Source organism: Candidatus Nitrososphaera sp. 86-2 (assembly GCF_056726185.1).
The window spans coordinates 326,156-341,570 of sequence record NZ_JBWZON010000001.1; the positions used below are offsets into that span (position 1 = coordinate 326,156).

The 15,415-nt window shown below is 54.4% G+C and carries 19 protein-coding genes and 1 tRNA gene; 4 read left to right on the forward strand and 16 right to left on the reverse strand.

Annotation, left to right across the window (positions count from 1 at the left end; genetic code table 11):
- Nucleotides 1-27 precede the first annotated feature (27 nt).
- Nucleotides 28-573 (forward strand): hypothetical protein, encoded by a 546-nt coding sequence (locus ACYOR7_RS01980; RefSeq protein ID WP_479912983.1) that lies wholly within the window; start codon nt 28-30, stop codon nt 571-573.
- 39 nt (nt 574-612) lie between these two features.
- Here the strand turns inward: ACYOR7_RS01980 and ACYOR7_RS01985 are convergent, their stop codons facing one another.
- The 7 genes from ACYOR7_RS01985 to ACYOR7_RS02015 form a co-directional block, all read right to left on the reverse strand.
- Complete coding sequence (locus ACYOR7_RS01985) at nt 613-933, reverse strand: hypothetical protein (RefSeq protein WP_294803958.1); 321 nt, start codon at nt 931-933, stop codon at nt 613-615.
- The gene (gene gatE, locus ACYOR7_RS01990) at nt 930-2,834 is read right to left on the reverse strand and encodes a Glu-tRNA(Gln) amidotransferase subunit GatE (protein ID WP_294803955.1); all 1,905 of its coding nucleotides are present in this window, start codon (nt 2,832-2,834) and stop codon (nt 930-932) included. Before gatE ends, ACYOR7_RS01985 begins: the two co-directional genes overlap by 4 nt.
- A 41-nt stretch (nt 2,835-2,875) precedes the next feature.
- Nucleotides 2,876-4,222: a Glu-tRNA(Gln) amidotransferase subunit GatD gene (gene gatD, locus ACYOR7_RS01995; RefSeq protein WP_294803952.1), complete on the reverse strand. Its 1,347-nt coding sequence runs from the start codon at nt 4,220-4,222 to the stop codon at nt 2,876-2,878.
- 96 nt (nt 4,223-4,318) lie between these two features.
- Nucleotides 4,319-4,639 (reverse strand): hypothetical protein, encoded by a 321-nt coding sequence (locus ACYOR7_RS02000; protein WP_479912984.1) that lies wholly within the window; start codon nt 4,637-4,639, stop codon nt 4,319-4,321.
- Nucleotides 4,640-4,749: 110 nt separating this feature from the next.
- On the reverse strand, nt 4,750-5,142 hold the full coding sequence (locus tag ACYOR7_RS02005; RefSeq protein WP_294803947.1) for a hypothetical protein: 393 nt from the start codon (nt 5,140-5,142) through the stop codon (nt 4,750-4,752).
- A 37-nt stretch (nt 5,143-5,179) separates the two neighbouring features.
- On the reverse strand, nt 5,180-5,722 hold the full coding sequence (locus ACYOR7_RS02010) for a nicotinamide-nucleotide adenylyltransferase (protein WP_294803944.1): 543 nt from the start codon (nt 5,720-5,722) through the stop codon (nt 5,180-5,182).
- A 41-nt stretch (nt 5,723-5,763) separates the two neighbouring features.
- Nucleotides 5,764-6,771 (reverse strand): TIGR03557 family F420-dependent LLM class oxidoreductase, encoded by a 1,008-nt coding sequence (locus ACYOR7_RS02015; RefSeq protein WP_479912985.1) that lies wholly within the window; start codon nt 6,769-6,771, stop codon nt 5,764-5,766.
- A 120-nt stretch (nt 6,772-6,891) separates the two neighbouring features.
- Between ACYOR7_RS02015 and rtcA the strand changes: the two genes are divergently transcribed.
- Nucleotides 6,892-7,947 (forward strand): RNA 3'-terminal phosphate cyclase, encoded by a 1,056-nt coding sequence (gene rtcA, locus ACYOR7_RS02020; RefSeq protein WP_294803939.1) that lies wholly within the window; start codon nt 6,892-6,894, stop codon nt 7,945-7,947.
- Here rtcA and ACYOR7_RS02025 read toward each other — a convergent pair.
- Nucleotides 7,944-8,441 carry a CopD family protein gene (locus ACYOR7_RS02025; RefSeq protein WP_294803936.1) on the reverse strand — a complete coding sequence of 166 codons (498 nt, stop codon included), beginning with the start codon at nt 8,439-8,441 and terminating at the stop codon, nt 7,944-7,946. The genes rtcA and ACYOR7_RS02025 overlap by 4 nt on opposite strands.
- An 87-nt stretch (nt 8,442-8,528) precedes the next feature.
- On the opposite strand from ACYOR7_RS02025, the gene ACYOR7_RS02030 reads away from it, so the two are divergent.
- On the forward strand, nt 8,529-9,023 hold the full coding sequence (locus ACYOR7_RS02030; protein WP_294803933.1) for a hypothetical protein: 495 nt from the start codon (nt 8,529-8,531) through the stop codon (nt 9,021-9,023).
- 20 nt (nt 9,024-9,043) lie between these two features.
- Here ACYOR7_RS02030 and ACYOR7_RS02035 read toward each other — a convergent pair.
- The 8 genes from ACYOR7_RS02035 to ACYOR7_RS02070 all read right to left on the reverse strand — a co-directional run bounded on the left by ACYOR7_RS02035 (nt 9,044) and on the right by ACYOR7_RS02070 (nt 13,882).
- Nucleotides 9,044-9,170, reverse strand: a tRNA-Gly gene (locus ACYOR7_RS02035).
- Nucleotides 9,171-9,209: 39 nt separating this feature from the next.
- Nucleotides 9,210-9,770, reverse strand: a complete 561-nt coding sequence (locus ACYOR7_RS02040) for a hypothetical protein (protein ID WP_294803930.1) — start codon at nt 9,768-9,770, stop codon at nt 9,210-9,212.
- Nucleotides 9,771-9,817: 47 nt separating this feature from the next.
- On the reverse strand, nt 9,818-10,147 hold the full coding sequence (locus ACYOR7_RS02045) for a hypothetical protein (protein ID WP_294803928.1): 330 nt from the start codon (nt 10,145-10,147) through the stop codon (nt 9,818-9,820).
- Nucleotides 10,148-10,184: 37 nt separating this feature from the next.
- Nucleotides 10,185-11,564 (reverse strand): UbiD family decarboxylase, encoded by a 1,380-nt coding sequence (locus ACYOR7_RS02050; protein WP_479912986.1) that lies wholly within the window; start codon nt 11,562-11,564, stop codon nt 10,185-10,187.
- The gene (locus ACYOR7_RS02055; RefSeq protein ID WP_294803923.1) at nt 11,554-11,925 is read right to left on the reverse strand and encodes a hypothetical protein; all 372 of its coding nucleotides are present in this window, start codon (nt 11,923-11,925) and stop codon (nt 11,554-11,556) included. Before ACYOR7_RS02055 ends, ACYOR7_RS02050 begins: the two co-directional genes overlap by 11 nt.
- A 21-nt stretch (nt 11,926-11,946) precedes the next feature.
- Nucleotides 11,947-12,189 carry a hypothetical protein gene (locus ACYOR7_RS02060; RefSeq protein ID WP_075054524.1) on the reverse strand — a complete coding sequence of 81 codons (243 nt, stop codon included), beginning with the start codon at nt 12,187-12,189 and terminating at the stop codon, nt 11,947-11,949.
- A gap of 379 nt (nt 12,190-12,568) precedes the next feature.
- Entirely contained in the window at nt 12,569-13,570 is a 1,002-nt protein-coding gene (dph2, locus tag ACYOR7_RS02065) for a diphthamide biosynthesis enzyme Dph2 (RefSeq protein WP_294803918.1), read from the reverse strand.
- A gap of 3 nt (nt 13,571-13,573) precedes the next feature.
- Complete coding sequence (locus ACYOR7_RS02070; protein WP_294803915.1) at nt 13,574-13,882, reverse strand: 4Fe-4S dicluster domain-containing protein; 309 nt, start codon at nt 13,880-13,882, stop codon at nt 13,574-13,576.
- A 198-nt stretch (nt 13,883-14,080) separates the two neighbouring features.
- Here ACYOR7_RS02070 and ACYOR7_RS02075 point away from each other — a divergent pair, with 198 nt between their 5' ends.
- Nucleotides 14,081-15,391: a DEAD/DEAH box helicase gene (locus tag ACYOR7_RS02075; RefSeq protein WP_479912987.1), complete on the forward strand. Its 1,311-nt coding sequence runs from the start codon at nt 14,081-14,083 to the stop codon at nt 15,389-15,391.
- Nucleotides 15,392-15,415 lie beyond the last annotated feature (24 nt).

A 15,415-nucleotide genomic window follows, 5' to 3' on the forward strand; every position in this document is an offset into this window, starting at 1 on the left:
ATGTACAAAAAATACTTGCACGGCCCTATGAACAAGGGCGAGTCGGAACGTCATAAACTACTGAAAGAATATGGCAAAGTACTATTGCAGAAATACTTTGGTGTGCCTGAAGAACACATCTATGAAGAATTTGCCATAGGTTTCACAAAATTTGATATCGCCGCATATCCTCCATTGGAAATGAAAGATGCTTGGACTATTGGGATTGAATGCGGTCAGAAAAAAAGCAATGTTAGGGAAAACTATGAACATTTTACACGCGCCCTCAAGTTTGCAGACATTATTTTATGGATTCCTTATACCATATACCGGGCACCTTATGCAGATATGATTCATTGCAAAATCGATAATATGATATCTATACAATTTGTATATGATATCATAGATAGCAAATTTGTAGCAGCTAGAAACACTGTTCATAATGACAAGATGTATTTCCTGTTGATAACCCAAGAAGGCAGGTTTTCAGAGATCGAGAATAATATTAAAACCGAATATCATTTTGATGAAGGAATAAAGAAGAAAAGCTTGGGAGCCTATGAAATTTCATTTCCGTTACGAAACCGGACATGATTAATTTTTCTACCTCGATCAAGCTTAGCAGAACCCTATCTACATCCAGTCTTCCCACGCCGACACGTACCTCTTCATCAGTTCAGAAGCGGCCGGCGAAACGGTGGATTTGACCTGCGCTATCGAGTCCACGAACAATTTCAGTGGGCTAGGCACCCTTTCAAGGGCCATCATGTCCTTTTCGCATTCAAGCACTATTTTCTCAGTCTCGGCCAGGTACAGCCGGGAAATGGAGCCAAGTATCCTCTGGATTTCTTCACTTGGCACCGACTCTGCCGACAGCTGCCTGCCAAGGTTCTCTGAATTCACTGCAAGCGACTCGGTGTAGTGGTCCCTGACCGGCTTGGGCCTGTGGCTCATTTATTGACCAGCTTTTCCAGCTTTTCCTTCAGCATTGCGTTTATCTTTTGTCCGTCGGCCTTGCCGCGAAGGACTGCCATGCTCCTTCCCATGAGCATAGAGAGGGCGCCCATTCCCTTCTCCCTTACCTGCGCCACGTTGTCGCTTATGACCTTGTCGAGCGCGGCCGCAAGCTCGTCGTCGCTTATGGAGGAGACGCCAAGCGCCTTTATCGCGTCGTCGACCGTGCCGGCCTCCTTTTTCATCAGCTTTTCAAAGATGAGTATCACTGACTCTTTTGCTATTGCGCCTGCGTCAAGTTTTGCAAACACCTCTGTGATTATCTGGTCCGTCAGCGCAGCAGGATCGAGGCCCTGCCTCTGCAGGCTGGTGACGTCCTCTGTCAGTTTCGATGCGACAAACGTCGGCTGCACCTTTGTGCTTGCAACGATTTCTTCAAATATTGCCAGATAGTCCGAGTCAAAGACCTGGCTTGCCAGCTTTTTGTTCAGGCCGTGCTTTTTGGCGATTGAATCGACGACCTCGTCCCACGGCCTTGGAACTCTATCTGCGAGCGCGTCGAGCGCCCTGCCAGTTACCGGGATGGTGGGTATGTCAGTCTCTGGGTACATTCTTGCCGCTCCCGGCCTAGGTCTGCTGAACACTGTCCTGCCGTCTAGGGTCGCGGCCCTGGTCTCTGCCGGCACGCCGGCAAGGGCGGCCTGCAGCCTGCGGGTTATCGCGTCGGCGGCAAAGGCCACCTTTTCTTCCGGTCCGCCGACAATCACAAACGCGTCGCTGCTGTCAAGTTCCAGCCTTGACCTGACAGACTCGACCTCCTCTTTAGTAATGCCATAGTTTGGTAGTTCGTCAGAGTGGAACACGCCTCCAAGGTCGTAAAAGCGCACGAGCTCGCCCAGCTCCTTTCCAAGCCTGATGCCCGGGTACGGCTCGTACCCTATCATGCCCGCAAAGCCCCTGACGCGGATTGCGCGGAAAACCGGCCTTGCACCTTCAAAGATTTTCTTGACGACCTTTGACTGCGACTTGCTCAAAAGGTCTGTAACGTCTTGTACCCTGTCGCCTATTCCGTCCTTTGAGATTTTATTTTCGAGCCTTTCAGCGATGAGGACAAGCCCGTGCTGCCTCGTCGCCTCGTGCTCTATCACTTTTATCAGCTGGTCAAGCTGCTGGACGCCTTTTACCTCGACCACCGCGCCCCCGAGGATGGAGACGTTGACGTCCTGCCTGATGCTGCCAAGCCCTCTGGCGACCCTCTTGCTTGCCCGGAGCAGCCTTCCAAGCGTGAGTGCCACCTGCATTATCTCGTCGGGCTTGCCGGTTACCGGCTCTAGCGCGATTTCGACAAGCGGGACGCCCAGCCTATCAAGGCCGTACTTTCTTGTCTGTCTGTCGTCACCGAGCACCTTGGATGCGTCCTCTTCAAGGCAGATGCTCTGCACGCCGACCTTTTTCCCTGCGACATCAAGGTGGCCGCCGGAAGCAACCAGCATCGTGCGCTGGAAACCGCTGGTGTTGGAGCCGTCTATCACTATCTTGCGCATGACGTGGACCTCGTCCATGACCCGGGAATGCAGTGCAAGCGCAAACACGAGCGCAGTCTCTAGCGCTTCCGGGTTGACCTCGTGCGGCGGCTCCTCGTCTGCCTCTACCAGGCAGCTCGTGCCTGCCGACGCGTGGTACTCTGCCAGGCGCATCTTGGAAAACTCGAACATTGCCGCTGGGTCGTAGGCGCCAAGCTCGCTCTGCGTCGGCCTGAGCCTGCGCACAAAAGTCCGGCCGTACGTCTCGGCCTCTCTGCAAGAGCAGTTGCAGAACAGCTTGCTCCTCGTTGCAAGCTGCTGGTGGATTTCAAATCCAACCTTCATGTCGATTGACGCAGGATCCGGTGCCGCTGTCACTGCATGAAAAATTGCCCCGTGCACGTATTAAGCCTTGCCCGCTAGATAGGGATGGCCGACGAAATCTCGTTTGCAAGGTTTTCCTGCATCGTCTTTTTTGGGTCTTGCGCGTTGGCAAGCGCCCACATCGCCTTGACGACCGCGGTTTCAGAAATCATGTCAGACAGCGGGACGACTCCGATGCCAAGCAGGTCGCGGCCCGTGTCGTACACGGTCATCCTGACCCTGCCCCAGATGCACTGCGAAGTCATGAACATGTGCACGCCCTTTTCCGCGGCTTCTTTTAGCACCCCGAACATGTTCCTGTTGACGTGGCCAAGGCCGGTTCCCTCAAACACCATCGCCCCGCATCCCGAAGAAATCAGCCAGTAGACCATCATTGGGTCAAAGCCGGGGTGGTATTTCACAAGCGCCACCCTGCTGTCAAACGACGACTGCAGCTTTAATTCGCGCTTGCCTCTCTGTGCAAGCACTATCCCATTCTCCTGCTGCATATCTACCCTGCCGTCCTTTACGAGCGCAACAGGCGTCACGTCTATGGACTCGAACGCGTCGCGCCTGCTCGTGTGGTTCTTTCTCACGCGGGTGCCGACGTGCACAGCGACGGCGTCATCGGAGGTGCCTGCGTGCATCGCCACAAACACGCCTGCCACCGGCGCCTTTGCAGCAAAAGTTGCGGCTCCGATAAGGTTCAATGCAGCGTCAGACGACGGCCTGTCCGAAGACCTCTGGGCGCCTACGAGCACCACTGGGATCGGCAAGTCCTGCAGGGCGAAACTGAGCGCCGCCGCGGTGTAGTGCATCGTATCGGTGCCGTGCGAAACCAGTATCCCGTCGTACTTGCCCGACCTGACCTTCTCTGCAATCCTGTCTGCCATCGCGGTCCAGTGGCTTGGGTTCAGGTTCTCGCTGTACTCGCTCATGAGCACTTCGGGGTCCACGGAGGCAATGCCGGCAAGCTCTGGCACGGATGCGTACAGCTCTGACGCCGACAGCGCCGCCCTGACTCCTCCCGTCCTGTAGTCTATCTTGCTTGCTATGGTCCCGCCGGTGCTGATGAGCGCGATTTTTGGAAGCGTATCGTCACCCCGTTTGTGTTGTGGGGCTGGCTGCGCCGTCACCGCTTCGACAGTGGCCGGGCCTGCAATCTTTTTTATCGTCTTTATCTTGGATACTTCAATTCCTGTGTTGTAGCCGCTTTTCAGCTTTATCACGATGTAGCTGTCGCTTGCCGACTCGTAGCGCGGCATGAGGACGCCTGTCATCGTCTCGCCATCATCGCCGGTCGATACCGAAATGGTGTCGCCGGCAGAGACGCCGTGCCTGGACAGCAGGTCCGCGCCTGCCCCTCTGTACGAGCCGCCTGACAATACGTTTTCAGAATCCACTTGCTGGCTATATTAATAATTAGATTCTCTTGCTTTAATCAAAAGTCGGAAGACCCGCCGGCGCTGTAGGGGTTGCCCTTTATTGATACCACATAGTCAAGGTCGTTTATCCGCTTGAAGAGTTCTAGATCCAGCGCGTGTGTTACAATGATCTTTGTGTTCTGAAGGTAGAAAACCGGGTGCCATGCCTGTCACGTTCAGTATATCTCTCCTGATGGAATCTATGTTCTGGTCGGGTTTGATGACTGTCTCTAGGGTATAGATTGGCTTCTTTTCTGTCTTCCCGCGGATTATCAATCCTACCACCGTCCGTGGATCTACCTTTGGAAATACTATCTTTAACGCATCATCAAGCGTGTTAAACTTGTCCACCACTTCCTGTATTGTCGCTGGTGTTGGTGTTGTAGTAGTGCTCAATTTTTACCGAGATTATTTGGGGCTTGGCAGTTATAATAGCCTGTTAACCACTAACACGGGGCCGGGTGGGACGATTTCTGCAAATGCTGTAGGCATCATTGGATTTTGCGTCACTGGGCGCGCTCGGTAATCTCGATGTTGCGCTCTTCGAGGATCTTTAGAACTGCCTGCTCGATGTCTTTGGTCGTGATGTAGCCAAAGTCCCACGCGTCGATAAAGTTGCGGTACTCGCCTTCAAGTGTCTTTGCGGTGTCCTGGAACTCGGCCATCTTGGCAAGCGTGTCCGGCGAGCGGAACCCCTTTGCGACCATTATCGGGCAGCGCTGGTCGCCCCCGATTGGGATGTACCACGCGTTCTTGGCAAACTCGTACCTGCCGTCCTTTATCATGTTGTACATGCGCATGAGCTCGTCGTTTGACAGTTTCGTCAAGTCCGCGTACCAGAGCTCTTCTGCGACCGGCTTTTGTTGTTGCTGTACTCCTCCTCCTGCTTTGCCTAACAAGTGCTCGCATATACTTAGCGCTAGCTAGTCATATACTTTAGTGATGACGATGATGTACGTGATCGCGTTGCGCCACAGCCTTGACCCTTTCGACGCCGTCTATTTGTTTTATGGCCTTGGCGACTGGCGCCGGAACCAGTTCCTGCCACTTTTCGCCTTCTGCCATCCTGCGCCTCACCTCAGTCGCCATCCACTGGCTGCGCTCCTGCAGCGGGGGCTCGACCGTCTTGACGCCCCTCTCTCTGAACAGGAGGAGCGTGAACGGGTCGTTTGCAAACACGACGTCGTATCTTGGCACCAGCATGTCGACCTGCCGCGTCCAGAGCGAATGCACGTCGACGTCGGGGACGGGTATCGTCATTATCCTTTTGATGTCGACGTCCTTGTCGGCCTTTAGCGCCGCCCTAATCATGGCGATGCGCTCGCCGGCGGTAAACGGGTTTCTCTGCTCGTGGCTCTTTTGCGCGCTGCCGACCACTATGACCAGGTCGTCGACGGATTTCAGCGCAAACTTGACAGTGGCAAGGTGGCCCAGGTGGAAGGGCTGGAACCTGCCGACAAAGAGGCCGGTGGTGACCACGGCATCTCCCTTGTGCGGGCGCTAATTTAAAGACATTTTCACTACGCCTCGGCGGTAGTCACGCCTTCCAACGCGGGGGCTATCTGCCCTGCCGCCAGCTCGATGAGCTTGGCCCTGTCCGGGCTTGAATTCACAAGGATAATGTCCGTAAAGCCAAGGTCTGCATACTTTTGCAGTTTCTTTATCCCTTCTTCCGCGCTTGACATCACGAGCATCATCTTTTCCAGCGTGTCGTTTCCGACCACCTGCCCGTTTTCTTCGATGTCGCGGGGGTCAGGATAGTCGACGTCGAAGAACGCCTTTATCGCGGCGCCCTTCCAGTATCCTATGGACTCTAGCGCCTTTTGCCTGTCCTCGTCGTACGAGGCAGGCATGAGCACCGCCCTTAGCATCGAGTCGGGGTCCTTGCCGGCCTGCTTTGCCCCATGCTCAAACGCGGGCAACAGCCGCTCCTTTATCAGGACGGGGTCAAGCTCGTTTGTAACAAGCCCGTCGCCTTCCGCCCCTGCAAGCTCGGCCGACCGCCTGCCAAGCGCAGCCACGTAGAGCGGTATTTTTGTTTCCGGCTTTGTGTACAGGTTTGATTTTTTTATCGTGTAGTACGTGCCTTCAAAATCCACCCAGTCTTGGTTCCACAGCTTTTTGATTATTTTTATCGCCTCCTCCAGCCTCCCGAACCTCTCCGGGTACGAGGGCCACTCGTTGCCTGTCGGGACCTCGTTGAGCGACTCGCCGGTCCCGACCGTAAGAAACGTCCTGCCCGGAAACATGTTGTCAAGCGTGGCAAACACCTGCGCGACTATTGCGGGGTTGTAGCGCAGGATCGGGGCGGTGACGGACGTGCCCACCTGTATATCGTCGGTGCGGGCAAGAGCCGCGCCAAGCCACGGCCACGTCGCGCCTCCCGACGCGCCGGTGTGCCACCACGGCATATAGTGGTCGCTCGACCAGCATCGCTCAAGGCCGTTTTCCTCCATCAATGCCACGTCTTTCAGCAGTTCCCTTGAATTTACCTGCTCGTGCGCCACCATGAATGAAATCCTGACCATTATCAGAAAAGCTCGGCACGAAATCCTAAAGGAGTTTTGCCTGCTTTTGCCGTCCGATTTTTGGACGTTGTTGGCAACCAAGAAATAAGAGCAGGTGCGAAAAATCACCTGCATCTGTATATGGAGCCGGTCATCAAGATAGACGGGTCGCAGGGCGAGGGCGGAGGCCAGATACTGCGCACCGCGATCTCGCTCTCTGCGGTGATTGGCACGCCCGTCGAGGTGACTGGCATCCGGGCCAAGAGGGAAAACCCCGGCCTGCGGCCTTCGCATCTTGCCGCGGTAAAGGTGGTCGCAGAACTTTTTGGCGCGACCGTTGAAAACCTCCAGGTCGGGGCAAAGTGGGTGCGCTTTTCACCTTCTGCTGGCAGGTTCGCCGGCGGCCCGCGCAGGGTGGACATTGGCACCGCCGGGAGCATATCGCTCACGCTGATGGCGGCAATCCCCGCAGTCTCGCTGTCCGGAAACAGCCTTGAAATCGAGATAACCGGAGGCACCGACGTCAGGGCAAGCCCGACGACCGACTATATGCGCTATGTCGTGTCAGAGGCGTACAGAAGCGCGGGGATAAAGTTCTCGCTGGACGTGCTGAAAAGGGGATACTACCCGAAAGGCGGAGGCATCGTGAAAGCAACAATAGAGCCGTGCGACAAGCCGGCGCCGGCAGAATTTGTAAACGGCAGGGCCGTTGCGCCCCGCATAACAAGCGTCTGCAGCCAGCTTCCAAAGCACGTGGCAGAGAGGCAGATCTCGTCCGCGCTCTTGGCGCTTGAAAAGAGCGGGATAAAATGCACAAACTATGCCGCGTCTTTCGAGACCGCGCTTTCGCCGGGCACGTCGATACTCGTCTACTCTGCGTCTGACTTTGGCGGACCCTTTGTCGGAGGCGACTCTATAGGCGAAGTGGGAAAACGCGCCGAGCAGGTGGGGCAGGAGGCTGCCGCAAGATACCTCGAAAGCACGCTTGCCGGGGCCGCAGTCGACCCGTTCCTTGCAGACATGCTCGTTGTGCCACTATGCCTTGCAAAGGGCATATCGAAATACAGGACGTCTAGGGTGACAGAGCACCTGCGTACAAACCTGCAGGTAGCACAGCAAATGACAGGCTGCAGGTACGAAATCGCGCAATCTGGCAAAGATTCCGTGGTGACGATAGAGGGCGGCAGTAGCGCCTAGAACCCGCCGCTGTTCAGCAGAGCGGCGAGCAACAGTATCGCCAACGACAAAAACACGATTATCCTTCCAAGGTGGATTATCTTGGAGCGCACTGACTGCACGTACACGGCGCCGGCGTTCCCCGACAGGATCTTGCGCTCCATCTCCGCGTTTAATATGCGCACGTGGACAACGTACGCGCCCACGCTTGCAAGCACCAGTATTATCTTTATCAGGAGCAGGACGCCGTAGGTAGAGTCGAGGAGCGCGCCGGGCTGGGAAATGAACGCCCTTGCATTGTATATCCCAGTCACGATGAGGATTGCAAACGCCGGCACTGTCACCTTGTTGAACTGCCTGCCGAGCTTGACCATCAGGCCGACAAGCTCCTCGACAGACTTGGTGTGCGACCTCAGGACAGGCACCGCGACTGCCGCTATAAAGATAGAGCCTCCCACCCATATCGACGCGCAGATCAGGTGGACCCACATGACTAGGCCGTCAGCAACAGCCAATGAGAAAGAGCCACGCCACTGCACTATATTATCGATGCTGCTCTGTACGAAGAAAGGTTTTAATGCGCTCCATAAAGAGCATAGCCCGTGCTCATAGGCCCGAGAAGAGCCGTGCTCATCGGCGTAATCGCCGCAGTCGCCATCACCATTATCCTGATCCCGCTCATCTTTACGCTAAACGCGCCGGACTTTAACAAGGTAGACGTGCGGTTCTCAAACGTGACGATAACAGAGCCGACGCAGCAGAACATGCAGGTCCGCGTCGTCTTTACCATAACAAACCCGACAGACGTGACGATAACGACTGCCAAGATAGACTATGAGTTGTTCGCCGACGGGCAGTCCCTTGGCACGCACACAAAGTCGTACGAGGACGTCCCGCTCAACGGCAGGCCGGCGATATTCTCGCAAGGGTCCGTTCCAATACCGGACGACTTTACTCTATCGTACGACGACAAGATTGCAAGCATCTACAACAAGATAAAGGACAACCCCGGCTCGATAAAATGGCGTGCAAGCGGCACGACGGAGATCGACTCGACCCTCACGATAGCCACGAAGGACTTTAACAACGGGCTTTAGGATTTAAGAAGAGGGAAAAGTGCGGTCACCGGGATTCGAATTCCCGCCCAATTTTCTTTTGAAAAACCGGGTCCCGGGTCGCGGGCTTTCTTCGCGCGTAACGCGCGTGGAAGGCCAGCGTCCTAGACCAAACTAGACGATGACCGCACTTGGACTAGCGAAAGTAGCAAGGGTATTAAATCCTTATCAGTCCGGGAAAATGATGTTCAGGACTACATCCACCGCCTTGTTCGTCAGCTTGCGCTTGTAGTACTCGCCGCCCTTTTTCGGGGCGTCAAGGGCCTTTTCCTGCTCGACTTCGTGCACCGGCCGGTGGTCCAGCGCGCCGTAAAACTGCGTCTTTATCCCCTTCATCTTGATTGCAGTCGTGTTGTACGTGTCGTGCAGCCACACCGACGCTATGAAATAGACCATTGGCGGGTTTGGCTTTTTGCTTATCATGTCATAGATATAGTCGACAGTCTGCCCGATGTTCTTGGACTCTGAATCGATGGCGATTATCTCTGGTTTTACGCCGCCCTTTACCAAAAGCTCTTTTACCTTCTCTGACGGGCCCGGCTCTCCTACAATCATGACCATCGTCTTGTGCTTGTCCGGCCTTGACTTCATTATGATGTTGTACGTTTCAAGGCCAATGTTAACGCGCTCTTGCACATAGTCCGGCAGGCTGCTGCCGTCCGCGGACTTGCCCCTGTGGATTGCGTACAGGACAAGAAGGTTGCCGTCGGTGAACCGGTACTCTGACATGGCAGGCACCAGTCTTGCCCGACAACGCCAATATAACTATTTCAGAATCAGAAGAACGAAGCCGCCACTTTTTTCGGGGCGCATATCTGCCGTTCCAGTTCGTCAAGGCGCTGGAGCGACTCGGGGCTTTTTTGCAGGTCCTTGAAAGTCTTGTCGTGGCGGACCTTGCGCACGACTGCCATGACTTCCTCGTGCGTCACGCCATGCTTGATGTCGTACTCGATCTGTTTGGCGCAGCTAGAGACGGTGCTGTATTTTTTGTAGTTGCGTTTTTCAAAAGAGGAGGCGTCAGGGGAAACGCCCTTGACATAGCGAACAATTACTTTTTCAACGTGTTCAAGGTGCCAATCTTTCATAGCATAATTGTTAGCTTTCATGGCGCACAGTGTTAGTGTATGAGGCTATTTAATCTTATTACGTTATGTAGTCGCTCACGTCCGTCTCGTCCTCGCCCGGTATCCTTGCAATCTCGAACCTCTCCTTTGGTTTCAGGATGGTCGCAGTCGCGTCTATCCCTACCTTTGTCGTGAGCAGGTTCTGCTGGTCGCTTGAGGGGTCGAGGCTTGAGCCCTTTGCGTTAGGCACTATGACAAAGCCCCTGTCGGCCTGGCACCTTGTAGTTATCGCATATTCGACTGCAACTGCATCGGTCGGGTCGATGTCCTCGTCCACTACGGTGGCCATCTTTAGCGACGGGTGGGCTGCAAAGGCGGCCATGATGGCGTTCTTGGGCTCGCCTTCCAGGCGCTTTTTTATCTGGATTACCGCAGAAAGCCAGTTGCTCCCGCCGTCGGTGAGGTGCACCGCATGCGTGGTCGGCACTACGCTCTTGACATAGTCGTACATCTTGGCTTCCACCGGCAGGCCCATCAACAAGCGGTGCTCGGCATAGCCGGGAAGTATGTCGTTGTAGATTGCGTTGTCGCGGAACCTTATCCTTTCAAGCTCAAACACGGGCTGCTTGCGCTTGAAATCGTACGTGCGCAGCATTTCAACCATCCACTCCTCCTGCACCCTGTCCTTCAGTATCCTGCCCTCGATGACTATCTCGGCGTTGTTTGGCACATACAGCTGCGAATATGCTGTCTTGGCCAGCTTTAGCCTGCCCTCCAAGAGAGCGTTTGCAATCGTCATCTCGTCGACTCCGTACGCGGCCTGGTACGCCGCCGCTATGCTGACGGCAGGATGCACGCCGACTGCGATTGCCACCTTTAGGTCTTCGCCGTGGTCCTTGGAGTACGTGTAGCACTTGTGCAGGTGCCTGCCCTCCACCATCCTTATCGCCATGTGTCTTTCGTCCAGCCGCAGCAGGCGGTGGGTGGAAGAGTTTTGGTTTCCCCGCTCGCCGTCTCTGGCAAAGACTACCGATGCCGTGGCAAACGCGCCGGCATCCTTTTCAAAATGCGTTACAATGGGCAGATCGTCCAGGCTCTTTGAAGAATTCTGATCAAACAGGGCTTCCTGGGTTTTTGAAGGCGCGGACATGTTTGCAAGCGCCTCGCCCACGCGGGCGTGTATTGCCTTTTTCGCCTCTGAAACACTCTTTGGCGCGCCTCTGGCGCTGATGGCCATGTAGAACCTTGCAGGCGTGCCGCAGACGTTGCTTGCAACAGAGATCTTGCTCTCTTTAACTTTTTCAAACAGCACCGCCTGCTTTGAATCAAGCTTGGAAACCACCGCGGCAAGCTCGAATTTTGCACTCACCGGTTTTTTCACGCGTACAAGCTCGCCCTCTTTTTCGAGGAGCGAGAGGTAGCTGCGCAGATCGCTGTTTGTATTGCTGTTATTTGCCATTATTGTTGCCTTCTGCCTCCACGATATGCATAACTCCTCCCATAATTGCTTTCATGTCTTCGAGCTTGAGCTGACTCTTGGCGTAGAATGAGACTATGCAGATGCCGTTTGTCATGGACGCCACCTTCTCTGCGACAGTGTTGACGAAAATCGGGTCGCTCTTGCTAGGGATGACCTTTGCCGCAGCAGTGTTATTCTGCGAGCTTAGTGCCACCGATATGGCGCCTATCCTTCTATCTCCTTCCGAGATGGCGAGAAAACAGCCGTTGCCATAAAAATTGGCTTCAAGCAGAAAACTCCTGCCGCTGTCAGAGCGGACCTCCTCTTCACTCCTGCTTGGCGCTCCAGTTCCGCTCTCCATCGCCGGTCCTGCTCGCTTTTTTTATCTTGAGCGAACCGCTATCGGCTTGGCCACGGCCATCTTTTTAGCTCTGGCGCGCAGCTTTGCCTTGTACTTTAGGTTCCTCGGCTTTGTACGGAGCCTGTACCCGCAGCACGGGCACCAAAGGCCATCCCACTTGATGAATATCTCGCAGATCTGGCACCTCTTTTGCCCGCTGGCGTACCTGCCCGAGCCTACCGGCTTTTGAGCCTTGTGACGGATGCATATACCCTTGCAAGTCATTTTTTATCACTGGGCAAAATACTAGCACATGACGGTTGTCGCCGTCTTGGTCTTCTTTTCCCTGCTATCATTTACACCAATATCTATTTAAGAATTATACAAATATTCTATCATTAAAAGCTGGATAATATCAAAATTTGTATGATGTGCTTCTGCTTATTATTGTAAATGTTCTAAATAAAATATGGAGAAATCATAGTTATCTGTTCAATATTTTATGCGATGTCACACTTATTTTTGTATGAATATTTCTATAGTGATTCGACGAATGCGGAATTATGCAAGATTTTCAAAAAAACAGCAAAGTTTTTGACGCTCTATTTAATTGTTTCCATGAGGTAGCGCATATCAAAAAGAAGCAACATCTAGAAGCTTGTTACTATAGCCAGTGCTGGAGCTTGAGAAAGTCTTCGATGGGCTCCTTCTTTAGCAGCTTGATGAGCGCAAGCGCCTGCGGCACGGAAAGCATCGGCTTTGTAAAGTGGTTGTCAGTCGCAATCCTGGGGCAGGCCACCTGGACAAAGGCATCGATTCCCTTGAATATCTGCATCCTGTCGCCTGTGATCTCTGTTATCGCTATCAGCTGCACCTTCTTGCCCAGCTTTTCAAACTCTTTTTTCAGCTCCAGCGCGCGCACGTGCGCAAACTGGCCCTCCTTCAGGCCGATGACTATCCCTATTCTCTCCGCATCGGCGGCCTTGTATATTGAAAGGATGGCGCGTTTTTGCAGCCCCTGCGCAAACTCGTTTACCTGCGTGTACTCTTCAAAATAGGGGTCGAGCATGAACGTCGGCTTCTCTGTCGACATGGCCACGCTTGCCGAGTGGAACTGGCTCTGGCCTAAAAAGACGTAGCAGTCTACCTGCTTTTGCACGTTCCACGCGGGGTAGAATTCGCAGCCAAACACCTGCGCGTCGCGCAGCTGCCCTTTTCCGCGCCCGATTATGACTTTGTATCCAAACTCTTCAAAGACCTTTTGCGCCTTTTCCACCTCTTCCAGGTGCTGGCTGTCCGTGACAAGCGATATCGCCCTGTACTTGCCCTGCATGTCCTTGGCAAACTTTTTTGCGACAGAATCAAAGCTCACGTCGTCGTACGCGTTTATCATCACCACCTTATCGCCAAAGGTCTCCATAGCGACGGTGTGGCCCACGTTGAACAGCAGGTCTGCTCCCAGCATGTCTGCCGCGTGAGTGTTCAGGTCGCACGAGCCCCAGCACGGGTCGCCGATTACGTACGCCTCGATGCCGAACCTTTCGTGCACGTGGTCGGCCACGTCCTGCAGCCTTGGAATCAGAGCCTCGGCGCCGTTCAATGCTATGGAACGGGGCTTGCGCTCCTCTATTATCTGGAATATGCGGCTCTCGTCTATCTTGATCATGTCTTATCTTTTCACCTGCAGCGGGGTAACCCTTATTGCGAACTTGGGGCAGACTGCCTCGCAGCCAAAGCAGTAGATGCAGTCGCGCTCGCGCTCTGGCATTGCCTTTCTCTCTGCGCCCTCGCCATGCCACTCGAACACGTTTACCGGGCAGACGTCAATGCAGGCGCCGTCGCCTACACAGAGGTCGAAATCAACCGCGACTGCGGTGCCGTAGATGCCAATTGTGCTGTTCTTGTTGTCGCGCCACACCTTCAGGTTGCCGTGCGCTTCTGCGCGCCTGTGCGCCTGAAAGTCGGGGTCGATGGGCAACTTGCGAAAGAAAATCTCGCTGGATTCAATTTAAATCATGCTGTGTATGTGCGTGCGTGCGTGGATGGAGGGCTGCCACAGTTTATATCATGCACCGGCCTATCTCGTCAGGTACAAAGAGACTCCGGCAGGCTTGTGCAAGACGAATATCCGCATCTTCCGTGGCTTTTGTATGAGAAAATAAAAGTGAAATAAAAGATGACCGTAGAAGAAACCGCAACCACATTTCAGGAACTTGGGCTTGACGAGAAGGTACAGAAAGCGCTTGCAGAAAACGGGTTTGAAAAGCCCTTTCCTATACAGGAGGCGGCTATACCACTCATATTGCAGGGAAAAGACGTCATTGGGCAGGCGCACACGGGGACGGGCAAGACTGCGGCATTTGGGCTGCCTCTGCTGTCCAGAGTGAACAACGGCAACAGGCAGGTGCAGGCCCTCATACTCGTGCCTACCCGGGAACTTGCGGTACAGGTCACAAATGAGCTGGTGAAATTTTCAAAATACGTGCGCATATGGACGGTCTCGGTTTACGGCGGTCAGAGCTTTGGCGTCCAGACCGGCCTGCTAAAGAGGGGTGCCCAGATAGTGGTCGCCACGCCCGGCAGGCTCATTGACCACATGAAGAGAGGCTCGATAAAGCTGGATGGGGTAAAGTTTGTCGTGCTCGACGAGGCCGACAGGATGCTCGACATGGGCTTTATCGACGACATCGAGTTCATCTTGTCGAGGCTGGGCGGCAAGGGCGGGAACAGCAAAGACAGACAGACGCTGTTGTTCTCCGCGACAATGTCTCCAGAGATCCTGAGGCTTGCCAAGGGCCACATGCGAGAAGGGCAGGTGCGCGAAATAAGGCTGAACACGAAGGAGGTAGGCCTCGACAACATAGAGCAGTCGTACCTGGTGGTGGGCGAGCAGCAGAAATTCGGCCACCTGACAGACCTCATCCGTCCGCACAAGGAGCAGGTGATAGTGTTTGCAGCTACCAAGCGCAGGGCCGACAAGCTGGCGGCAAACCTAAAGGCAGGAGGATTTAGGGCGTCTGCCATACACGGCGACCTGTCACAAAAAGAGCGCGACCACGTGATGAACAGGTTCCGAAAGGGCGCTGACAGCGTGCTTGTCGCAACAGACATTGCAGCAAGGGGAATCGATGTCCCTGCGGTGGGCCATGTGATAAACTATGACGTGCCAAACGAGCCGGAAACCTACTTCCACAGAATAGGCCGGACCGCAAGGGCCGGCGCGGAAGGAACCGCCGTCTCGCTCGTGTCGCCGGACCGGTTCGGCGAGTTTGAAAGGATACTGCGGCAGACTAAACTTCCGATAAGCAGGCTGAACGAGGCGATGGGCATCGAAGTCCCTGCGATGCAGAATCATCACCAACATCAACGTCAGCAGCAACACCGCGGTGGCGGCGGCCGCCCTCATCATCATCAGCAGCGCCACAACCAGCAATATGGGCGCAGTGGTGGCAGGAGCCGCCGCAATTTCGGCAGAAAAAGACACTGAGGGTAAAAATCATCCAATAGGAGC

Bases quoted from the DNA above. Each gene is read 5' to 3' on its own strand.
- ACYOR7_RS01980 (WP_479912983.1), top strand. From the start codon at position 28: ATGAACAAGGGCGAGTCGGAACGTCATAAACTACTGAAAGAATATGGC.
- ACYOR7_RS02050 (WP_479912986.1), bottom strand. From the start codon at position 11,564: ATGGCAAATAACAGCAATACAAACAGCGATCTGCGCAGCTACCTCTCG.
- dph2 (WP_294803918.1), bottom strand. From the start codon at position 13,570: ATGATCAAGATAGACGAGAGCCGCATATTCCAGATAATAGAGGAGCGC.
- ACYOR7_RS02060 (WP_075054524.1), bottom strand. From the start codon at position 12,189: ATGACTTGCAAGGGTATATGCATCCGTCACAAGGCTCAAAAGCCGGTA.
- rtcA (WP_294803939.1), top strand. From the start codon at position 6,892: ATGGAGCCGGTCATCAAGATAGACGGGTCGCAGGGCGAGGGCGGAGGC.
- ACYOR7_RS02015 (WP_479912985.1), bottom strand. From the start codon at position 6,771: ATGGTCAGGATTTCATTCATGGTGGCGCACGAGCAGGTAAATTCAAGG.
- ACYOR7_RS02040 (WP_294803930.1), bottom strand. From the start codon at position 9,770: ATGTCAGAGTACCGGTTCACCGACGGCAACCTTCTTGTCCTGTACGCA.
- ACYOR7_RS02045 (WP_294803928.1), bottom strand. From the start codon at position 10,147: ATGAAAGCTAACAATTATGCTATGAAAGATTGGCACCTTGAACACGTT.
- ACYOR7_RS02075 (WP_479912987.1), top strand. From the start codon at position 14,081: ATGACCGTAGAAGAAACCGCAACCACATTTCAGGAACTTGGGCTTGAC.
- ACYOR7_RS02055 (WP_294803923.1), bottom strand. From the start codon at position 11,925: ATGGAGAGCGGAACTGGAGCGCCAAGCAGGAGTGAAGAGGAGGTCCGC.
- ACYOR7_RS01985 (WP_294803958.1), bottom strand. From the start codon at position 933: ATGAGCCACAGGCCCAAGCCGGTCAGGGACCACTACACCGAGTCGCTT.